This is a genomic window from Vibrio sp. ABH4_348, from assembly GCF_056159765.1.
Window position 1 is genome coordinate 496,153 of record NZ_JBSWVW010000001.1, and the last position, 21,718, is coordinate 517,870.

The following is a 21,718-nucleotide window of genomic DNA, read 5'->3' on the forward strand; positions in this document are numbered from 1 at the left end:
TCTTGGTGTAAATATGGTATAAAGCGCGCCGGAAACCTCCCTGAACTCTCCGAACACAAGTTTGGCGAATCAGTAGAGATTTCTAAACAATACTTTAAATCACACACATTTCGTCACGTACCCCGGGGTGCTCCTTGATAAGTGAGTCGGTGGTATGGGGAATGTGGAGGCCTAACCCCATAGAGGATTTTATAATGGCAACTGTATCAATGCGCGACATGCTTAAAGCTGGTGTTCACTTCGGTCACCAAACTCGTTACTGGAACCCAAAAATGAAGCCATTCATCTTTGGCGCTCGTAACAAGGTTCATATCATCAACCTAGAGAAAACTGTACCTCTATTTAACGAAGCTCTAGCTGAGCTAGCTAAAGTTGGTGAGAAGAAAGGCAAAGTACTTTTTGTTGGTACTAAGCGCGCTGCATCTGAAGCTGTTAAAGAAGCTGCAATCGCAAGCAACCAGTACTACGTAAACAACCGTTGGTTGGGTGGTATGCTAACGAACTACAAAACAGTTCGTCAGTCAATCAAGCGTCTAAAAGATCTAGAAGCACAGTCTCAAGACGGTACTTTTGATAAGCTAACTAAGAAAGAAGCTCTAATGCGTACTCGTGAAATGGAGAAGCTAGAGAAATCTCTTGGCGGTATCAAAGACATGGGCGGTCTTCCAGATGTATTGTTCGTAATCGATGCTGATCACGAGCACATTGCAGTTAAAGAAGCTAACAATCTAGGTATTCCAGTCATCTCTGTAGTTGATACTAACTCTAACCCAGACGGTGTTGACCACATCATCCCTGGTAACGACGACGCTATCCGCGCTGTTCAACTATACCTAAACGCAGCTGCTCAAGCGGTTAACGAAGGCCGTAACAAAGACGCTGCTGTTGTAGCTGAGAAAGACGGTTTCGTAGAAGCTGAGTAATTACGGCTCTGTGTCACACTTGGTTTATGAGTCAACTTGTTGACTGTTAAACTAAGTTATAGTTAGTAACAGGGGCCAACCATATGTAGGCCCCTGTTTTTTACCAAGTTCAGATTAAACTGAGGAATAGAGAATGGCTGTAACTGCTGCTCTAGTTAAAGAACTGCGCGAACGTACTGGCGCAGGCATGATGGAATGTAAAAAAGCGCTTGTTGAAGCAAACGCTGACATCGAACTAGCAATTGAAAACATGCGTAAGTCTGGTGCTGCAAAAGCTGCTAAGAAAGCAGGTAACGTAGCAGCTGAAGGCGCAATCATCATCAAAGAAGAAAACGGCGTCGCTGTTCTTCTTGAAGTTAACTGCCAAACTGACTTCGTTGCTAAAGACGGTAACTTCACTGCATTTGCAGAGAAAGTTGCGGCTGACGCTTTAGCATCTAAAGCTTCTGTTGAAGAGCTAGTAGCTAAATTCGAAGAAGAGCGTGTTGCTCTAGTTGCCAAGATCGGTGAGAACATCAATATCCGTCGTGTTCAATACGTTGAAGGCACTGCAATCGCTTCTTACCGTCACGGCGAGAAAATTGGTGTTGTTGTTGCAGGTGAAGGCGATGCTGAAACGCTTAAGCACATTGCAATGCACGTTGCGGCTTCTAAGCCAGAGTACGTTAACCCTGAAGATGTACCTGCTGACGTAGTAGCGAAAGAAAAAGAAGTTCAAGTTGAAATCGCAATGAACGAAGGCAAGCCAGCTGAAATCGCTGAAAAGATGGTTGTTGGCCGCATGAAGAAGTTCACTGGCGAAATCTCTCTAACAGGTCAAGCGTTCATCATGGAACCTAAGAAATCTGTTGGCGACATTCTTAAAGAGCGCAGCGCTTCTGTTTCTACTTTCGTTCGCCTAGAAGTGGGTGAAGGTATCGAAAAAGCAGAAGAAATGAGCTTTGCTGAAGAAGTAGCAGCGGCGCAAAAAGGTTAATCCTTAGCGAATTGCTTACTTACTAGACCGTAGCCAAGGCTGCGGTCTTTTTGTGAGAAAAGCGCAGACTTAATTCTGTATAGCTGTACTCAATACGCTTTAACTAATAAAGCATATTGACCACTGTTAAATAGACAACTTGTTTGGAAGGTAAAATCCATGACTACAAACCCTAAACCAGCGTACCAACGTATTTTGCTTAAACTCAGCGGTGAAGCTCTGCAAGGCGAAGAAGGTTTTGGTATTGATCCAACTATCCTCGATCGTATGGCTCAAGAAGTAAAAGAATTGGTTGAGCTTGGTGTACAAGTAGGCGTGGTTATCGGTGGCGGTAACTTGTTCCGTGGAGCAGGTCTTGCGGAAGCGGGTATGAACCGAGTTGTTGGCGACCACATGGGTATGTTGGCGACCGTTATGAACGGTTTGGCAATGCGTGATGCACTACACCGCGCTTACGTTAACGCTCGCGTAATGTCAGCAATTCCACTACAAGGTGTTTGTGACGACTACAACTGGGCGGATGCAATTCGCGAATTGCGCCAAGGTCGTGTCGTAATTTTCTCAGCCGGTACTGGTAATCCGTTCTTCACTACCGATTCAGCAGCGTGTTTGCGTGGTATCGAGATTGAAGCTGACCTAGTATTGAAAGCGACAAAAGTTGACGGCGTATTTAGCGCTGACCCAGTTGCTAACCCAGAAGCTGAACTTTACTCTGAGCTAAGTTTTAGTGATGTTCTTGATCGCGAACTAAAAGTTATGGACTTAGCGGCCTTTACCTTGGCTCGCGATCACAAAATGCCAATCCGCGTTTTCAACATGAATAAGCCAGGTGCGCTGCGTCGTGTGGTAATGGGTGAGCGAGAAGGTACTTTAATTAGCTAAACGCTTTGTACAACCAGTATTTATGGTATTCTGCGTTGTGTTTCTAAGATAACGAATTCATTAAGGTGACATTGTGATTGAGGATATTAAGAAGAGTGCGCGTGAGCGTATGGACAAAAGCGTTGAAGCGCTGAAAAACAATCTTTCAAAAGTTCGTACTGGTCGTGCTCATCCGAGTCTACTGTCTGGTATTAACGTTGAGTACTACGGTGCGCCAACGCCTTTGAACCAAGTTGCGAACGTAGTTGCTGAAGATGCACGTACTCTTGCAATTACAGTCTTCGACAAAGAGCTAACTCCTAAAGTTGAGAAAGCGATTCTACAATCTGATCTAGGTTTGAACCCTATGTCTGCGGGGACAATTATTCGTGTGCCACTTCCACCATTGACGGAAGAGCGTCGTAAAGATCTTGTGAAAATTGTTCGTGGTGAAGCGGAAGGTGGACGTGTTGCTATCCGTAACGTACGTCGTGATTCTAATAGCGAACTAAAAGCACTTCTGAAAGACAAAGAAATTTCTGAAGACGAAGATCGCAAAGCACAAGACGAAATTCAGAAAATCACTGACGAAGCAGTGAAAAAAGTCGATGAAGCTCTAGCGGCGAAAGAAAAAGAGTTGATGGAAGTTTAAGACATCTTACACTTCATAGCTGAAAAGCGCTGTGCGCAGCTGTACAGCGCTTTTTTATTGCACTTTTTCTACTGATATTATCAGTTGGCCAAATACAGATCTTTATGAACAATCCTCAGTTTTCTCCAGAACAGATTCCCCAGCACATTGCGATTATCATGGACGGTAATGGGCGATGGGCAAAAGAACGTGGTAAGCCTCGTGTCTTCGGACACAAAAATGGGGTGGAATCCGTTCGCTCGACCATTTCTGCGTCCGCAAAATTGGGCGTAAAAGCTATCACCTTATTTGCCTTCAGCAGTGAAAACTGGCGCCGACCCAAAGACGAAGTCAGTGTGCTGATGGACTTGTTCATTAGTGCATTGTCAACCGAAGTAAAAAAGCTTCATAAGAACAATTTACGGTTGCGAGTGATTGGAGATAAAACGCAGTTTTCTCAGCGTTTACAAGACAAAATAGCCAAAGCAGAAACGCTAACGAGTGGCAATACAGGCATGGTCGTCAACATAGCAGCGAACTATGGTGGCAAGTGGGATATTGCACAGGCTGCCAAACGTATCGCTGAGCTTGTCGAGTCTGGTGAGCTACGTAGCGACGATGTTGATGAGTCATTATTTGCTAAGTTTGTTCAATGCTCAGATTTACCGCAGGTTGATTTGATGATCAGAACCAGTGGCGAGTCGCGCATCAGCAACTTCTTGTTGTGGCAAGTTGCGTACGCTGAGCTTTATTTCACACCTGTGTTTTGGCCAGAGTTTAAAGAAGACCAGTTGATGGCGGCGATTACTTGGTATTGCGATCGCGAAAGACGATTTGGTTGTACCGGCGAGCAAATAAAAGCCGTCGCGGAAAATGGGTAGGAGTTAGTTTGAAACAAAGAATCATCACGGCTCTATTCCTTGCTCCACTTGTGATACTCGGGATTTTTGAGTTACCACAGCCTATTTTTGTTATAGCCATTGCCGCCATTACCTTGCTTGGGGCCTGGGAGTGGACCCAGTTTACTCAACCTGATCGTCGTATCGCAGCGCTTTTGCCATTTGCGGTGGTTATGGTCTCCGCCTTCTTGCTGATTCCCACAAGCATTGAAACCGATCAAAGCCTTAACTACTTGCAAACAGCTGTTCTCACTGTAGGTTGTGTCTGGTGGTTGCTTGCCAGTGTCATGGCGGTCACCTACCCAAAGCGCAGTGATAAATGGGCCACATCATTGATACCTAAACAACTGTTTGGCATCTTGACTTTAGTACCCTTCTTTTACAGTGTGGTTTTACTGCGCTCTGAATCCGTAGCCATCGATGCCTATCACGGCGCCAAAATTGTGTTATTTGTTTGCTGCCTGGTTTGGGCGGCAGATAGCGGTGCTTATTTTGTTGGTAAGTCGATTGGCAAACGGAAAATGGCGCCTAGAGTCAGCCCTAACAAGACCATCGAAGGCTTACTCGGTGGCGTAGCGACGGCGCTGTTGCTCAGTTACTTTACCGCCGACTGGTTTGAAATTCGATTTGCTTCTTTTACTGAATTGGCATTGACCGTTATCGCAACTGTATTGATATCCGTATTGGGCGATTTGGTCGAGAGTATGTTCAAGCGCGCTTGTGGCATCAAAGACAGTGGTCGTATTCTTCCTGGTCACGGTGGTATTCTAGATAGGATTGATAGCCTGACGGCGGCTTTCCCTGTGTTTGCACTGTTGTATTTTTCATTGTCAGCGTAGTTCACTAGGTTATGATTGCGACGATGAAAAAACTAACAATACTTGGTGCAACCGGCTCAATCGGTGCGAGTACTTTTAAGGTGTTGGCGAAAAACACCGACGCTTATCAGGTCTATGCTCTGGTTGCAGGGACCAATGTTTCCAAAATGGCAGAGCTCTGTATTCAATGGCGACCTCGTTATGCCGTTATGGCGAATGAATCATCTGCCCAAGCACTCAAACAAGCCCTTGCAAGTCAAAGCCAATCTCCAACTGAAGTGCTGTTTGGTGTACAAGCAATGGAAATGGTTGCCAGCAATAGCGAGGTCGATATTGTCATGGCCGCGATTGTTGGTGCTGCAGGTTTGTTGCCAACATTAGCTGCGGTGAAAGCTGGAAAACGGATATTACTCGCTAATAAAGAAGCACTCGTAATGAGTGGGCAATTGTTTATGGACCAAGTCCGAAGCAATGGCGCGCAGCTATTACCCGTTGACAGCGAGCACAACGCAATTTTTCAATGTTTACCATCGGATATTCAGACCAGTTTGGGTCATTGCCAACTAGAAGAGGTTGGTGTTCAGCATATTTTGCTGACCGGTTCCGGTGGTCCATTCCGCTACAGAGATATAGAGACTTTTCCGCAGATCACTGTGGAAGAAGCCGTTGCCCATCCTAATTGGTCAATGGGACCCAAAATTTCAGTGGATTCGGCAACCATGATGAACAAAGGCCTTGAATATATTGAGGCTAAGTGGCTGTTTAATTGCCGACAAGATCAACTGAAGGTTTTGATTCATCCTCAGTCAGTGATTCATTCAATGGTGCAGTACCGAGACGGTTCAGTGATCGCGCAGATGGGGCAACCGGATATGGCTACGCCCATTGCCAATTCACTGTCTTACCCAAACCGAATAGATGCCGATGTTCCCGCTCTGGATTTTACCCAGCTAAGTGAACTGACGTTCAACGCGGTCGAACCAGAACGCTACCCTTGTTTGAGCTTGGCGATAGACGCTTGTTTCCAGGGGCAACATGCCACTACGTCATTAAATGCAGCCAATGAGATTGCGGTTCACGCATTTTTAAACAAAACGCTACCGTTTGTTGCAATCGCAGAGGTGGATCGCAGGGTTTTGAACAAGGTTTGTGGGCTATATCGTCAAAGCGATTGCAACAGCTTGGAAAGCATATTGGAGCTAGATAGAATAGCGCGACGTTACGCTGAGGATGCGGTAAGAGAGATAACAAAGTGATAGATATAGTTTGGAACTTTTTGTTTTTTGTTATTGCGCTAGGCATTCTTGTTGCGGTTCATGAGTTTGGTCATTTTTGGGTGGCGAGAAAATGTGGCATCAAAGTGCATACATTCTCAATTGGTTTTGGCAAATCCATTTGGTCAAAAATCGGTAAAGATGGAACAGAATATACCATCGCGATGATTCCTCTGGGCGGTTACGTCAAGATGCTAGATGGTCGAGTTGACGAACTGTCAGACAACAATCGTCATCAAGCATTTGACCTGAAACCCATCTGGCAAAGAACGGCGGTTATCGCAGCCGGCCCAGTCTTCAACTTCCTATTCGCCATTCTTGCTTACTGGCTGGTATTTATGGTTGGCGTGCCAGCGGTTAAGCCGGTGATTGGTGAGGTCAATCCAACATCTATTTCTGCTCAAGCGGGGATTGAGCCGGGAATGGAACTTAAATCTATTTCTGGCGTCCAAACCCCGGATTGGGAATCGGTTAACATGCAAATCATCGCCCACATCGGCGAAGACAGCATGGAGCTAAAGCTCGCAGACAAACAAACCATTGGAAGCGAACAAAGCGTCATTTTGGATCTCACTCAATGGCAATTTGATCCTGAGCAGCAATCCTCGATGGATTCACTTGGATTTCAGCCATATCGGCCAAAAATCTTGCCAGTGATTAGCCACATTTCGCAAGGTGGCGCAGGTGAACGAGCGGGTTTGTTGGTGGATGACCATGTGGTTGCCATAGACGGTGAAAGTTTCGAAAGTTGGGAGCAGCTTGTTGCTGCGATAAAAGCACACCCAAATCAAGAACTATCGGTCACCGTACGCCGCAATGGTGAGTTGCGCGACATCGTTTTGGTTCCTGAGGCCAAAGAACAAGCCAATGGCAGTTCGTTTGGATTTGCTGGGATTGCGCCAAAAATGGAGCCGTGGCCCGACGAATATCAATTCGAATTAAAGTTTGGTGTATTTGAGTCAGTCGTTAAAGCCGTTGAAAAAACCGGGCAGCTCGTTGAACTCACTGCGAGCATGTTGAAGAAACTGGTTGTAGGCGATATTGGACTGAACAACTTAAGTGGCCCCATCTCTATCGCTCAGGGAGCGGGAACCACAGCGGATTACGGCTTTGTGTACTTCTTTGGGTTCTTGGCATTAATCAGCGTCAATTTAGGGCTGATTAACCTTGTGCCGTTGCCCATGTTAGATGGCGGACATTTACTGTTTCTCGCCATAGAAAGTGTGACCGGAAAACCGGTACCAGAAAAAATTCAAGATATCGGATATCGCATAGGGGGAGCGGTCATCTTATCCATGATGCTCATCGCGGTATTCAATGATTTTGCGCGCCTTTAAAGGTAGGCCTGCGCCAAATAGCAGTAAGGACTAAAAAGAACAATTATGGCAATGAAGAAAACACTGTTGGCTGTTCTCTTGGCATCCAGTTTTGGTGCAAACGCCGCCGATGCGTTTGTGGTTGATGATATTCAAATTGATGGTTTACAAAGAGTGGCGCTGGGTGCTGCTCTGCTTAACATGCCAGTTCGCGTTGGTGACACCGTGGACGACCGAGATGTGGCAAAAGTCATCAAGTCACTTTACGCATCGGGCAACTTTGAAGATATTCAAGTCGGGCGAGATGGTAACACGCTAGTCGTTCAAGTTATTGAAAGACCAACGATTGCCAATATCTCCTTCGCAGGTAACGATGCGATTAAAGATGAACAGCTTACGCAGAACCTAGAAGCGTCTGGAATTCGTGTCGGCGAAGGGCTCGACAGAACGACGCTGGCAAATATTGAAAAAGGCCTAGAAGACTTTTACTACTCAGTGGGCAAGTATAACGCCACGGTTAAAGCTGTCGTCACGCCACTTCCTCGTAATCGTACCGATTTAAAATTTGTCTTTACGGAAGGTGTCTCGGCGACGATTAAGCAGATTAATGTTGTTGGTAACTCGGTATTTAGCGATGAAGAGTTGACGGACCGTTTCGATTTGAATGCTGATGTCGCTTGGTGGAACTTTATCTCTAGTGATAAATACCAAAAGCAAGTTCTTGCTGGTGATATTGAATCGCTACGCTCTTTCTATTTGGATCGTGGCTATCTTCAATTTCAGGTAGAGTCGACGCAAGTCTCAATTTCTCCCGATAAAAAAGGTGTGTACATCACCCTTAATGTGGATGAAGGCGAGCAGTTCAGAGTCAAAGACGTGAAACTGCGCGGTGACTTAGTTGGACAAGCTGATGAGTTTACTCGTTTGATTCCGTTGTCTGCTGACGATGTCTACAACGGCTCTTCGATTACGCGTTTTGAGGAAGAAATCAAAAACGTTCTTGGTGAATCGGGCTATGCGTACCCGCAGATTCGAACTTTCCCAGAATTTGAAGACGGTTCAAACCAAGTTTCGTTGACCGTTAATATTGACCCGGGTAAGCGATTCTATGTTCGCGATATTCGCTTCGTCGGTAATACGGTAACTAAAGATGAAGTTTTACGTCGCGAAATGCGACAAATGGAAGGCTCGTGGTTAAATGCCAAAGCTCTTGAAACCAGTAAAGCTAGATTGAGCCGTTTGGGTTTCTTTGAAACGGTCGATGTTGAAACCGTTCGTGTCCCGGGCGCTGATGATCAAGTGGATATTGTTTACAGCGTCAAAGAAGCAAACTCTGGTAGCGTGAACTTTGGTTTTGGTTACGGTACACAATCTGGGTTTAGTGTTCAGCTTGGCCTACAGCAAAATAACTTTGCTGGTACCGGTAACCGTGTCGGTATTACTGCTACGGTTAATGACTCCACCGAAAACCTGCGTTTAGATTACAACGATCCATACTGGACGTTAGACGGTCTTAGTCTTGGTGGCAGCGTCTTTTTTAATAGGTTTGACTCTAAAAAAGCTGGCATTGTTGAATACACCAACCAGAGCTACGGTGGTAACCTTCAGTGGGGCTTCCCATTTAACGAATTGAACCGTTTGACCTTTGGCTTTGGCTACATTCACAACAAATTAGGTAACATTCCCGATCACGATCAGGCTCAGAAGTTTGCGAAAACTTTGGGACAGAACGGCGATGATACTATGGTTGTTCAGGATTTTGATTTTAGTTTGACCTGGACCCGAAATAACCTGAATCGCGGTTACTTCCCGACCGCCGGTAACTACCAACGCATGTCAGCAAAGGCGACCATTCCAGGCTCTGACGCTCAGTACTACAAACTCAACTACGATTTGCGTCAATATTTCCCTTTAAATAAAGGACATGACTTCTCGTTACTGTTTAGAAGTAGGTTGGGTTACGGTAATGGTTACGGCGAGCAAAATGGTATGGATAACCTTTTGCCGTTTTATGAGAACTATTATGCGGGTGGTTTCTCCTCCTTACGTGGTTTTAGTTCAAACAGCGTGGGACCACGATCGGTGGAAACCCCCGCTAGTGGCGACCCTGTGACCAAAACAGATTCTGTAGGCGGCAATGCTCTTGCAACTGCAAGTATGGAATTGATTTTCCCTACCCCGTTTGTTTCTGAGGAAGCAAGATCACAAATTCGTACTAGTGTGTTTGTTGATTCAGCATCGGTTTGGGATACAGAGTTTGTATTCAATGGTACGGCGAATGGTCTTTACCAAGACTTCTCTGATCCTAGTCGTGTACGCGCATCTTATGGTGCGACGCTTCAGTGGGTATCACCACTAGCACCACTAGTCTTTACATTAGCTAAACCAATTGAAAAATACGAAGGTGACAGCGAAGAGTTCTTCTCGTTCACCATCGGTAGAACCTTCTAAAATGAGGAAAGTATTTTGAATAAGTTCGTAAAAGCTGCGTCACTTACTCTAGCACTAGCGGTATCGAGTGCTTGGTCATTCTCTGCTAGCGCTGCGCAAAAAATTGGCTACATCAACACTGTTGAGATTTTTCAAAGCTTACCTCAACGCGAACAAGTTTCACAAAAGCTGAAAGCTGAATTTAAAGACCGCGAAGGTGAGATCAAGTCGATTGAAGCTACAGCGAAAAAGAAAATTGAGCAGCTAAACCGCGATAAAGAGCTTTTGACCGAAGAACAATCTCAAAAACTGCAGATCGAAATTGGTCAACTAGATAGCGAATACAAGATTAAAGTAAAATCGTTCGAAGCGGCGTACAAAAAGCGTGAAAACGAAGAACGTCAAAAATTGTTTGTCTTGATCCAAGGCGCGGTTAAAGACGTCGCTGAAAAAGAAGGTTTTGATATCGTCGTTGATATTCAAACGCTGCACTTTGGAAAAGACGCGTATGACTTGTCTGATGAAGTCGTCGCTGCACTAAAGTAGAGAACTTATGGCAAAACTAACTCTGTCTCAATTGGCTGAACTTACTGGCGGTGAACTTGTCGGCAATCCAGCCGAGCAAGTGACGACGGTAGCTCCTATGGATCGCGCGACAACAGGGGAAGTGACATTTTTGTCTAACCCTAAGTATGCCAAACATTTGGCTTCGTGTAATGCGACCTTGGTTATGTTGAAGGAAGCGCAACGTGATGCGTTTTCCGGCAATAGACTAGTCGTAGCGGATCCCTATGTCGCATTTGCTAAGGTGGCGCAAGCGTTTGACACTACTCCCCAACCGGCGAATGGAATCCATGGTTCTGCCCAGATTGCTGAAGATGTTCACTTAGGCAGCAACGTTTCTATAGGCGCGAATGCGGTGATTGAATCCGGTGTGACGTTGGGTGACGACGTTGTGATTGGTGCTGGCTGTTTTGTCGGAAAAAATGCCAAGATAGGAAGTTCAAGCCGTTTGTGGGCCAACGTGGCGGTATATCACGATGTAGTAATTGGTGAGCATTGTTTGGTGCAATCAAATACCACAATCGGCTCCGACGGATTTGGCTATGCCAACGAGGCGGGGCAGTGGATTAAAATCCCGCAACTGGGTTCAGTACGTATTGGAAACAGAGTTGAAATTGGTGCAAACACTTCCATTGATCGTGGGGCTTTGGACGACACTATTATCGAGGACAATGTGATTCTCGATAACCAAATTCAAATTGCTCACAACGTGGTTATTGGCTCTGGAACTGCGATTGCCGGTGCGACTAACATTGCAGGCAGTACGACCATTGGTAAGTACTGCATCATCGGCGGAGCCTGCGGTATTAACGGCCACATTACCATTGCCGATGGCGTGACCATCACGGGAATGGCGATGGTGGCACAGAGCATTGAACAAAAAGGCATATATTCATCGGGCCTTCCATTGCAAACCAATCGCGACTGGCGCAAGACGGCGTTGCGAGTACATCGAATTGATGAAATGAATAAGCGCCTCAAGCATGTTGAGTCGTTTGTTGATAAACTAAATAAAGACCAAGAATAGTGATAAAGCTCGTCTAGGCGAGCTTTTGTATTTATGTTTGAAAATAACTAGTTGTTTCTAAAATTAGTTTGATTATTACTTGATAGGATGAACATTTTGACAAGCGAAAAGAAAACAATGGACATCAGTGAAATCCAAGAGCTGCTGCCACACCGTTACCCATTTCTTCTGATTGATCGAGTAACGGATTATCAAGAGCAAGATTATCTTATCGCGATAAAAAATGTTTCCTTTAACGAACCACAATTTACAGGTCACTTCCCTCAAGCTCCAGTTTTCCCTGGGGTAATGATTCTGGAAGCCATGGCTCAGGCAACTGGTCTGCTGGGCTTTAAGTCCTTTGGCGCGGCTGCGGAAAACGAGCTTTACTACTTTGCAAGTGCTGACAACGTGAAATTCCGCAAGCCAGTCGTTCCTGGTGATCAGTTGGTGATTGAAGTTAAATTTGTAAAAGAGCGCCGAGGAATCGCCGCATTTACTGGTGAGGCGAAAGTCGACGGTGAAGTCGTTTGTTCGGCGGAGTTAAAGTGTGCCCGCAGAGAGATGTAATATGATTCATGAATCTGCTCAAATCCACCCATCTGCAGTTATCGAAGGTGATGTGTCGATTGCTGCCAATGTATCGGTGGGGCCATTTACCTATATCTCAGGTGATATTGAAATTGGTGAGAATACCGAAATCATGTCTCATGTTGTGATCAAAGGTAAAACCACAATTGGCAAAGACAATCGTGTTTTTCCGCACGCGATCATTGGTGAAGAAAACCAAGACAAAAAGTACGGTGGGGAAGACACCAGTGTCGTAATCGGCGATCGCAATGTGATCCGTGAAGCAGCTCAGATTCATCGTGGAACCGTACAAGACAAAGCCACTACGGTTATTGGTGACGATAATTTATTGTGCGTTAACGCTCACATCGCACATGACGTGATAGTGGGTGACAATACGCATATTGGTAACAATGCCATTCTGGGTGGGCATGTTACAGTTGATGACTATGCAGGTGTTATGGCGCTCTCGGCTATTCACCCATTTTGTAAAGTGGGTGCCTTTAGTTACGTCGGCGGTTGTTCAGCAGTGGTTAAAGACATTCCCCCTTATGTGCTTGCGCAGGGTAACCATGCCTCACCATTTGGGTTGAACTTGGTTGGCTTACAGCGCAATGGGTTTGAGAAACCTGAACTGAAAGCATTGAGAACCGTTTATAAAGAGTTTTATCGCTCTGGCAAGACTCAAGTCGAAGCCAAAGAGGCACTGCGAGAACTTGCAGACCAATGGCCTTCCGTTAAACGGTTTATCGACTTTGTTGAAACCTCAGAGCGTGGCATTATTCGTTAACGCAATACAGGTCTAAAAGCCGCTGCCTTTGGTGGCGGCTTTTTTTTACGGGAAATAAAATCACTATGGCAAAACCTCTATTGATCGGTATTGTCGCGGGAGAGCTCTCTGGCGATGTGTTAGGTGAAGGTTTGATTAGAGAAATCAAAACCCGATACCCCAATGCAAAATTTGTTGGTATTGGCGGGCCCAAAATGCAAGCTCAGGGTTGTGAGAGTTTGTTTGATATGGAAGAGCTTGCGGTGATGGGCATCTCTGAAGTGTTGGGGCGAATCTTCCGACTGCTAAAAATTAAGCGCGAGTTGGTGAAACATTTCACTCGCGTCAAACCCGATGTGTTTATTGGTATTGATGCTCCAGATTTTAACCTTAGACTTGAAAAAGACTTAAAAAACGCTGGTATTAAAACCGTTCATTATGTCAGCCCATCAGTGTGGGCATGGCGTCAAAAACGCATTTATGGCATTGCGGAAGCGACTAATTTGGTTTTGGCTTTTTTACCTTTTGAGAAAGCATTTTATGACAAATTTGATGTGCCTTGTGAGTTCGTCGGGCATACCTTGGCGGATGCCATTCCGCTGCACTCTGACAAAACCCAAGCTCGCGAGCTATTGGGCTTAGGGGCAGAAGACCAAGATCAATGTAAGTGGTTGGCGGTTTTGCCCGGTAGTCGCGCCGCTGAGTTAAATATGTTGGCCGAACCTTTCATTGAGACCTGTAAACAACTGCAAAATAAAGTGGAAAATATTCGCTTTGTGGTCGCGGTTGTAAATAAAAAACGCAGAGCGCAGTTTGAGGAAGTGTGGCAACGCGTAGCACCAGAGGTTAATTTCCATTTGGTTGAAGATACCGCGCGAAACGTCATTGCCGCTTCGGATGTGGTGTTGTTGGCATCTGGCACCGTGGCACTGGAATGTATGTTAGTCAATCGACCTATGGTGGTTGCCTACAAAGTGAAACCTTTTACCGCTTACATCTTCCGAAAAATGGTGAAAACACCTTATGTTTCACTGCCCAATATTTTGGCGGATGAGCAATTGGTGCCTGAGTTATTGCAAGAAGACTGTACACCAGAAAAACTTCTACCAGAGGTGCTGAATTTCTTAGAGAACAATACCTCCGAGTTGGAAAACAGATTCAGTGAACTTCACCAGTTGATTCGCAAAAACGCGGATAAGCAAGCCGCGCGTGCGGTACTCAATCTAGTTGCAGAATAGATCAAAATACGATGTCAAAAGTAAATCAAGAATTTCCTCCATTTGAATATCCGACAGGTTATCAAGTTTTTGCCGGCGTTGATGAAGTCGGCCGTGGACCTTTGGTTGGTGATGTAGTGACTGCTGCGGTTATCTTGGATCCAAATAACCCAATTGAAGGATTGTCAGATTCGAAAAAACTGAGCGAGAAAAAGCGCATTGCCTTGTTTCCTGAAATTCAAGAAAAAGCCCTAGCGTGGAGTGTTGGACGTTGCAGTCCTGAAGAAATCGATCAACTTAATATCCTGCAAGCCACCATGCTGGCGATGACTCGCGCCGTCGAATTACTGACGATTAAACCCGATTTTGCTCTGATAGATGGAAATCGAATGCCAGATCTTGTGATGCCGAGTCAAGCTATTGTAAAGGGCGATTTACGGGTTCAAGAAATCAGTGCGGCGTCGATCATTGCCAAAGTCACCAGAGATCGCGAGATGGAAGAGCTTGACCGCCAATACCCGCAATTTGGTTTTGCCAATCATAAGGGGTACCCAACCAAGGCCCATTTTGAGGCCATCGAAAAACACGGCGTGATTGACGCTCATCGCAAGAGCTTTAAACCAGTTAAACGCGCATTGGGTTTACTCGACTAGCGGCTTTATTCTTGGAGTTATTGACGTACAATGAGGCCAGATTTCTGTCCCAATCTTATCCGAGTTATTTGAATGTCTGATCCTAAATTTGTCCACTTAAGAGTTCACAGTGACTTTTCTATGGTTGATGGATTATCCAAAGTCCCACCATTAGTTAAAAAAGTGGCGGAGTTGGGAATGCCTGCTGTCGCCATGACAGATTTCACTAACCTGTGTGGTCTAGTGAAGTTTTATGGAACCGCTCACGGATGTGGTGTTAAACCCATTATCGGCGCTGACTTTGCAATGCAGTCACCAGAATTTGGCGATGAACTGACTCGAATCACCGCCTTGGCGATGGATAATGACGGTTATAAAAACCTCACATTATTAATATCGGAAGCCTACCTCAGAGGACATGTTCAACACCAACCAGTGATTGATAAGTCATGGTTAGTTCAATACTCACAAGGATTGATTGTGTTGTCAGGGGCAAAAGACGGCGAAATAGGTAAGGCCCTGTTAAAAGGGAACCAACCTTTGGTCCAGCAGTGTGTTGAGTTCTATCAGCAACACTTTCCAGACCGTTTTTATTTAGAGCTGGTGCGAACAGGTCGCTCCGATGAAGAAAGCTACTTACACTTTGCTGTAGAACTGGCGGAGCGCAGCGAGCTGCCAGTAGTGGCTACCAATGAAGTGGTCTTTTTGTCTGCAGACTCATTTGATGCCCACGAAATCCGAGTCGCGATTCACGATGGCTACACTTTAGAGGACCCACGCAGACCCAAACGTTACAGCCCAGAGCAATACCTACGCACAGAACAAGAAATGTGCGAGCTTTTTGCTGATATTCCTGAAGCGCTCGAAAACAGTGTTGAGATAGCCAAGCGCTGTAATGTCACTGTTAGGCTGGGTGAATACTTCCTACCTGCCTTCCCAACGGAAGGCATGGAAGAAACCGAATTTTTGGTTAAAAAATCGCAAGAGGGATTGGAAGAGCGACTTGAGTTCCTGTTTCCTGATCCCGAAGTTCGCGCGCAGCGTCGACCTGAATATGATGATCGCTTGCAAGTCGAGCTGGAAGTGATCAACAACATGGGCTTCCCGGGTTACTTCTTGATCGTAATGGAGTTCATCCAGTGGTCGAAAGATAATGACATTCCTGTTGGACCAGGCCGAGGCTCAGGTGCGGGTTCTCTGGTGGCCTATGCACTAAAAATTACCGACCTAGATCCACTTGAATACGACTTACTATTCGAACGATTCCTCAACCCTGAGCGTGTATCCATGCCCGACTTTGATGTCGATTTCTGTATGGATAAGCGAGACCAAGTGATTGATCACGTGGCTGAAATGTACGGTCGAGATGCGGTATCGCAGATCATCACATTCGGTACCATGGCGGCCAAAGCGGTAATCCGTGATGTTGGTCGAGTACTAGGCCACCCGTTTGGCTTTGTCGACCGAATTTCAAAACTCGTTCCCCCCGATCCAGGCATGACACTGGAGAAAGCATTTAAAGCCGAACCTGCATTAGAAGAGCTTTATCAAGCCGATGAGGAAGTAAAAGAGCTCATCGACATGTGTCGGATTTTGGAAGGGTGTACCCGAAATGCGGGTAAGCACGCTGGTGGCGTGGTTATTTCTCCAACTACGATTACCGACTTTGCACCTATCTACGCCGATGCGGAAGGCAAATTCCCCGTTACTCAGTTCGATAAAAACGACGTAGAAACGGCAGGCCTTGTAAAGTTTGACTTTTTGGGTTTGCGAACACTTACAATCATTGATTGGGCGCTTGGCTTAATTAACCCAAGACTAGAGCGTGATGGTAAAGCGCCAGTCCGAATTGAATCGATTCCACTTGATGACGGCGCTTCGTTTCGATTGCTGCAAAACTCTGAAACTACGGCCGTGTTCCAGCTCGAATCACGAGGTATGAAAGACCTGATCAAGCGACTACAGCCAGACTGTTTTGAAGACATCATCGCCTTGGTAGCGCTATTTCGACCTGGACCTCTACAGTCGGGGATGGTAGATAACTTTATCGACCGTAAACACGGTCGAGAGGCTATTTCCTACCCGGATGAAACTTGGCAGCACGAGTCATTAAAGGAAACACTAGACCCAACTTACGGCATCATTCTCTATCAAGAGCAGGTGATGCAAATCGCGCAGATTTTAGCCGGCTATACCCTAGGTGGCGCTGACATGCTGCGTCGTGCTATGGGTAAAAAGAAGCCAGAGGAAATGGCCAAACAGCGTGCCATCTTCGAAGAAGGTTCTATTAAAAATGGAGTCGATGGCGAGCTGGCGATGAAAATCTTCGACCTAGTGGAGAAGTTCGCTGGTTACGGATTTAACAAATCGCACTCTGCTGCCTATGCCTTGGTTTCTTACCAGACTCTATGGTTGAAAACGCATTACCCAGCAGAATTTATGGCGGCGGTAATGACTGCCGATATGGATAACACAGAAAAAGTTGTTGGCTTGGTCGATGAGTGTTTCCGTATGGGGCTTAAAGTACTACCACCTGATATCAACGCTGGATTGTATCGCTTTAATGTTGATGAAGAGGGTGCCATCGTTTATGGCATTGGCGCCATTAAAGGCGTGGGTGAAGGCCCGATAGATGCCATCTTGGAAGCGAGACAAAAAGACGGGCACTTTAAAGACTTGTTTGATTTCTGCGCTCGCATCGATTTGAAACGTGTAAACAAACGCGTGATCGAAAAACTGATTTACGCAGGCGCGTTAGATCGATTAGGTCCTCACCGCGCCGCGCTGATGGCGTCTTTGGGCGATGCGGTTAAAGCTGCCAGTCAACATCATCAAGCGGAAGCGTTCGGCCAAGCAGATCTGTTTGGTGTACTTACCGAAGCACCTGAAGAGGTGGAAAATAAATACACTAAAGTAGCCCCTTGGCCTGAAAAAGTATGGCTGGAAGGTGAGCGCGATACACTTGGCTTGTACCTGACTGGACATCCCATTAATGCTTATCGCAAGGAACTATCCAAGTACACCAGTTGTCGATTAACTGATGCAACTCCGACCCGACGCGATCAGTCATTAACGGTAGCTGGATTGGTTATTGCGGCGAGAGTGATGACAACTAAGCGCGGCAATCGAATTGGTTTGATGACCTTAGATGATCGCAGTGGTCGTATGGAAGTGATGCTGTTCTCTGATGCATTAGATAAATATGCGGAACTTCTAGAAAAAGACAATATTCTCGTGGTTTCCGGACAGGTCAGCTTTGATGATTTTAATGGTGGCCTTAAAATGTCAGCCCGCGAAGTGATGGATCTCGGCAGCGCGCGAGAAAAATACGCACGGGGATTGTCCGTATCCATCCACAAAAAACAGGTAGATGACGAATTTTTTGCCAAATTTAGCCGGATCATAGAACCCTACAAAGCGGGATGCGTTCCAGTAAACGTGTATTATCAACGCGAAGATGCACGGGCTAAGTTAACATTAGGCACAGAGTGGCGAGTCACGCCCAACGACACCCTGTTAGACGAATTGAAACAGTTGCTTGGTAACGACCAAGTAGAACTCGAATTTAACTAATTCGGTGAATGTTGTAATCACCGATAAATAAGGATCTATTAATGAGCCTGAACTTTTTAGAATTTGAAAAGCCAATTGCGGATTTAGAAGCCAAGATCGAGGCATTGCGTGATGTATCTCGCCGCGGTGGTGAAGCTGCTGTTGATTTGGAAAAAGAAATTGAGCAGTTAGAAAATAAAAACTTAGAGCTCAAAAACAAAATTTTTAGTGACTTAGGTGCTTGGCAAATCGCCCAGTTAGCCCGCCATCCATTGCGTCCATACACAACGGATTATTTGGGTTTTGCCTTTACTGAGTTTGAAGAGCTAGCTGGTGATCGCGCTTACGCAGATGACAAAGCAATTATCGGCGGTATTGCTCGTTTAGAAGGCCGTCCTGTAATGGTGATTGGTCACCAAAAAGGCCGTGATACCAAAGAAAAAATCATGCGTAACTTTGGCTCTCCACGCCCTGAAGCGTACCGCAAAGCGCTGCGTTTAATGGAGATGGCTGAGCGTTTCAAAATGCCTATCATTACTTTCATCGACACTGCTGGTGCATATCCTGGTGTTGGCGCGGAAGAGCGTGGTCAATCAGAAGCGATTGCAAAAAACCTAAAAGTGATGTCTAGCCTGAAAGTGCCAGTGATTTGTAACGTTGTTGGTGAAGGCGGTTCAGGAGGTGCGTTGGCAATCGGTGTGGGCGATTACGTTAACATGCTTCAATACTCGACGTACTCAGTAATTTCGCCGGAAGGTTGTGCGTCTATCCTATGGCGTGATTCAGACAAAGCTCCACAAGCTGCTGAGGCGATGGGCCTGACGGCTGATCGTTTGCACGAGCTTAAATTGATTGATGAAGTGATTGAAGAGCCGTTAGGTGGCGCACACCAAGACCCCGCTAAGATGGCAGAAAGCATGAAAGCGGTATTGCTGCGCCAGTTAGAGGAGTTGGACCAAATGGAAACGGATACTTTGATTGAACGCCGTTACCAACGTTTGATGAGTTACGGTTACAGCTAAGCAGTTGCTTTGAATGCAAAGGCTAGACAAGTGTCTAGCCTTTTTTGTTTTTGTAAACTGATGGTAGTATCAAGCTTAACCCAATCATTGTCCTGATATCGAATGTCTAACCTCTTGTTGCAACACACCTTTGAACAGCTCGAACGCGAAATTACACCAAATAGTCGTTTGGTTGTTGCATTGAGCGGTGGTGTAGACTCACGTGTGTTGTTGGATTTAGTGGCCCAGTGGCGCGACATTCATAATCACGATTGTCTCGCTATTCACGTTAATCACGGATTAAGTCCTCATGCCGAGCAATGGGCGCGTCATTGTCAGGATATCTGCTCGTCCTATCAAATTGACTGTATTGTTGAACGAGTTCAACTAGACACTGGTAATGGTGAGAGTTTGGAAGCGCAAGCGCGGACAAAACGCTACCAAGTATTTGAAAAGCACATGACGTCGAATTCAGTCTTGCTGCTCGCACAGCATTTGGATGATCAAACGGAAACCGTATTACTGGCACTAAAGCGAGGTAGTGGCCCTAAAGGACTTTCTGGTATGGCTCGTACAGCCCCATTTGCGAATGGACTGTTGTTTAGACCCTTTATCGAGGAAACTCGTGAGCAGGTTGAACACTATGCCCAAGATCGAAAACTGGATTGGGTCAATGATGAAAGCAATTTAGATACGCGATTTGACCGTAATTTTTTGCGTCATCAGATAACCCCAGCATTGCAATCTCGCTGGCCGGGTTTTCAACAAGCTATCGCGCGAAGTGCTCAGTTATGCGCAGAGCAGGAGCTTCTGATAGAAGAGCTTTTGGAAGATAAACTCAATCTGGCGCTAACCCCAGATTCAGCCTTGCTCATTCCGGTTCTACAGTCTTGTTTAGAGCGAGTTCGCCAACAGTTGATCCGTCTCTGGCTTGGTCGGCTCAACGAGTTGATGCCGAGTCGCACTCAGTTGCAGCAGATTTGGGATGAAGTTGCTAACGCAAGACAAGATGCATCGCCAGTGTTGCAAATTGCTGACTATCAAATCCGCCGTTTTGAACAGTGCCTTTACGTGGTTAACCAGTGGCAGAGCCTTGAATCTTGGTCTCAACCGATCAAACTAGACAAGCCACTTGAGTTACCTGATCAACTTGGTCAGTTGATTGTCGAGAGCAGTAATCAAGGCAATCTTGATATAGATAAACTCAACCAAGCGCCTCTTTCGGTAATCTTTGAGCCTATGGGGCTACAAGCTCACCCTGTTGGTCGTAATGGTAGCCGAAAACTCAAAAAGTTATTCCAAGAGTATAAGGTACCCAGTTGGCTGAGAAGGCGAACCCCAATTATTATTCAAAACCAAAATGTCGTGGCGGTTGCCGATCTTTTTGTCGACGTTGAATATCAAGGCACCAATTGTCAGCTAGTTTGGCATCGAGACAGAGCAACGCATTCCTAACTGGAGAGCAATATATGAAGTGGTTATTAGTACTCGGTGGCTTATTAAGTACATATGCATTTTCTGCAAATGCGGTTGCTGGAGATATTGAGGCAGGAAGAGAAAAATCGAAAATGTGCATGGCCTGTCATGGCGTAGATGGCATTGCAAAAATCCCCGGTTACCCACACCTAAAAGGGCAGGATGAAAGGTATTTGGTGTCTTCAATGAATGCCTATAAAAACGGCGAACGAACAGGTACTTTCGCCGCTATTATGGCCTCACAAGTGAATCAACTGAGTGACGAAGACATAAAAAACCTTGCCGCTTTTTACGCCAGTCTTAAGTAATTAGATTCAGTGTGGCTCGACCCACCAATTTATAAACGCAAACCAAGCTGTGTATTGAATGTTATTTGCAGCTATCCGATAATGAAACTAACTATCTGACATTTAAGGGATGAGCATGAAGAAGATCGAAGCCATCATTAAGCCGTTTAAGCTTGATGATGTGAGAGAAGCGTTAGCGGAAGTTGGGATTACGGGGATGACCGTATCGGAAGTCAAAGGTTTTGGTCGTCAGAAGGGACATACCGAGCTTTACCGCGGCGCAGAGTACATGGTCGATTTCTTGCCAAAGGTAAAACTGGAGATAGTGGTTACTGAAGATGTGGCAGACCAGTGTGTAGAGACTATTATTGAAACAGCGCAGACTGGAAAAATCGGTGATGGAAAGATCTTCGTAACTGACGTCGACAGAGTAGTTCGGATACGAACTGGCGAAGAAGATGAAGAAGCCATCTAATAATAAATACTACTAGGAGCGACAACGCTCCTTTTTTGACT

20 protein-coding genes are annotated in these 21,718 nt (G+C 45.7%); all 20 read left to right on the top strand.

Annotated features, from left to right (window positions below; translation table 11 throughout):
* Positions 1 to 194 precede the first annotated feature (194 nt).
* Positions 195 to 923: a 30S ribosomal protein S2 gene (gene rpsB / locus ACXAFJ_RS02300; RefSeq protein ID WP_475321135.1), complete on the top strand. Its 729-nt coding sequence runs from the start codon at positions 195 to 197 to the stop codon at positions 921 to 923.
* 133 nt (positions 924 to 1,056) lie between these two features.
* Complete coding sequence (gene tsf, locus ACXAFJ_RS02305) at positions 1,057 to 1,899, top strand: translation elongation factor Ts (RefSeq protein WP_475321136.1); 843 nt, start codon at positions 1,057 to 1,059, stop codon at positions 1,897 to 1,899.
* Positions 1,900 to 2,058: 159 nt separating this feature from the next.
* Positions 2,059 to 2,781 (top strand): UMP kinase, encoded by a 723-nt coding sequence (gene pyrH / locus ACXAFJ_RS02310; protein WP_475321137.1) that lies wholly within the window; start codon positions 2,059 to 2,061, stop codon positions 2,779 to 2,781.
* Positions 2,782 to 2,854: 73 nt separating this feature from the next.
* Positions 2,855 to 3,412: a ribosome recycling factor gene (gene frr / locus ACXAFJ_RS02315; RefSeq protein ID WP_475321139.1), complete on the top strand. Its 558-nt coding sequence runs from the start codon at positions 2,855 to 2,857 to the stop codon at positions 3,410 to 3,412.
* A 104-nt stretch (positions 3,413 to 3,516) separates the two neighbouring features.
* A complete protein-coding gene (locus ACXAFJ_RS02320) occupies positions 3,517 to 4,272 on the top strand; it encodes an isoprenyl transferase (RefSeq protein ID WP_475321140.1) in 756 nt (251 codons plus the stop codon).
* Positions 4,273 to 4,280: 8 nt separating this feature from the next.
* Positions 4,281 to 5,129 (top strand): phosphatidate cytidylyltransferase, encoded by an 849-nt coding sequence (locus tag ACXAFJ_RS02325; protein WP_475321141.1) that lies wholly within the window; start codon positions 4,281 to 4,283, stop codon positions 5,127 to 5,129.
* A gap of 23 nt (positions 5,130 to 5,152) precedes the next feature.
* Positions 5,153 to 6,364, top strand: coding sequence for a 1-deoxy-D-xylulose-5-phosphate reductoisomerase (gene ispC, locus ACXAFJ_RS02330; RefSeq protein WP_475321142.1), 1,212 nt, complete (start codon positions 5,153 to 5,155; stop codon positions 6,362 to 6,364).
* The gene (gene rseP / locus ACXAFJ_RS02335) at positions 6,361 to 7,719 is read left to right on the top strand and encodes a sigma E protease regulator RseP (RefSeq protein ID WP_475321144.1); all 1,359 of its coding nucleotides are present in this window, start codon (positions 6,361 to 6,363) and stop codon (positions 7,717 to 7,719) included. The genes ispC and rseP overlap by 4 nt, the downstream gene beginning before the upstream one ends.
* Positions 7,720 to 7,764: 45 nt before the next feature.
* Positions 7,765 to 10,149 carry an outer membrane protein assembly factor BamA gene (gene bamA, locus ACXAFJ_RS02340; protein WP_475321145.1) on the top strand — a complete coding sequence of 795 codons (2,385 nt, stop codon included), beginning with the start codon at positions 7,765 to 7,767 and terminating at the stop codon, positions 10,147 to 10,149.
* Between the two features lie 15 nt (positions 10,150 to 10,164).
* Positions 10,165 to 10,674: an OmpH/Skp family outer membrane protein gene (locus ACXAFJ_RS02345; protein ID WP_475321146.1), complete on the top strand. Its 510-nt coding sequence runs from the start codon at positions 10,165 to 10,167 to the stop codon at positions 10,672 to 10,674.
* 7 nt (positions 10,675 to 10,681) lie between these two features.
* The gene (lpxD, locus tag ACXAFJ_RS02350; RefSeq protein ID WP_475321148.1) at positions 10,682 to 11,719 is read left to right on the top strand and encodes a UDP-3-O-(3-hydroxymyristoyl)glucosamine N-acyltransferase; all 1,038 of its coding nucleotides are present in this window, start codon (positions 10,682 to 10,684) and stop codon (positions 11,717 to 11,719) included.
* Positions 11,720 to 11,815: 96 nt separating this feature from the next.
* Complete coding sequence (gene fabZ, locus ACXAFJ_RS02355; protein WP_475321149.1) at positions 11,816 to 12,268, top strand: 3-hydroxyacyl-ACP dehydratase FabZ; 453 nt, start codon at positions 11,816 to 11,818, stop codon at positions 12,266 to 12,268.
* 1 nt (position 12,269) lies between these two features.
* Positions 12,270 to 13,058: an acyl-ACP--UDP-N-acetylglucosamine O-acyltransferase gene (gene lpxA / locus ACXAFJ_RS02360; protein WP_475321150.1), complete on the top strand. Its 789-nt coding sequence runs from the start codon at positions 12,270 to 12,272 to the stop codon at positions 13,056 to 13,058.
* Positions 13,059 to 13,123: 65 nt separating this feature from the next.
* Positions 13,124 to 14,275, top strand: a complete 1,152-nt coding sequence (lpxB, locus tag ACXAFJ_RS02365) for a lipid-A-disaccharide synthase (protein ID WP_475321152.1) — start codon at positions 13,124 to 13,126, stop codon at positions 14,273 to 14,275.
* A gap of 11 nt (positions 14,276 to 14,286) precedes the next feature.
* The gene (rnhB, locus tag ACXAFJ_RS02370) at positions 14,287 to 14,907 is read left to right on the top strand and encodes a ribonuclease HII (protein ID WP_475321153.1); all 621 of its coding nucleotides are present in this window, start codon (positions 14,287 to 14,289) and stop codon (positions 14,905 to 14,907) included.
* 72 nt (positions 14,908 to 14,979) lie between these two features.
* Positions 14,980 to 18,459, top strand: coding sequence for a DNA polymerase III subunit alpha (gene dnaE / locus ACXAFJ_RS02375; protein ID WP_475321154.1), 3,480 nt, complete (start codon positions 14,980 to 14,982; stop codon positions 18,457 to 18,459).
* 41 nt (positions 18,460 to 18,500) lie between these two features.
* Positions 18,501 to 19,460 (top strand): acetyl-CoA carboxylase carboxyl transferase subunit alpha, encoded by a 960-nt coding sequence (accA, locus tag ACXAFJ_RS02380; protein ID WP_475321156.1) that lies wholly within the window; start codon positions 18,501 to 18,503, stop codon positions 19,458 to 19,460.
* A gap of 102 nt (positions 19,461 to 19,562) precedes the next feature.
* Positions 19,563 to 20,894 carry a tRNA lysidine(34) synthetase TilS gene (gene tilS, locus ACXAFJ_RS02385; protein WP_475321157.1) on the top strand — a complete coding sequence of 444 codons (1,332 nt, stop codon included), beginning with the start codon at positions 19,563 to 19,565 and terminating at the stop codon, positions 20,892 to 20,894.
* Positions 20,895 to 20,908: 14 nt separating this feature from the next.
* A complete protein-coding gene (locus ACXAFJ_RS02390; protein WP_475321158.1) occupies positions 20,909 to 21,223 on the top strand; it encodes a c-type cytochrome in 315 nt (104 codons plus the stop codon).
* A gap of 115 nt (positions 21,224 to 21,338) precedes the next feature.
* Positions 21,339 to 21,677 carry a nitrogen regulatory protein P-II gene (gene glnB, locus ACXAFJ_RS02395; protein ID WP_475321160.1) on the top strand — a complete coding sequence of 113 codons (339 nt, stop codon included), beginning with the start codon at positions 21,339 to 21,341 and terminating at the stop codon, positions 21,675 to 21,677.
* Positions 21,678 to 21,718 lie beyond the last annotated feature (41 nt).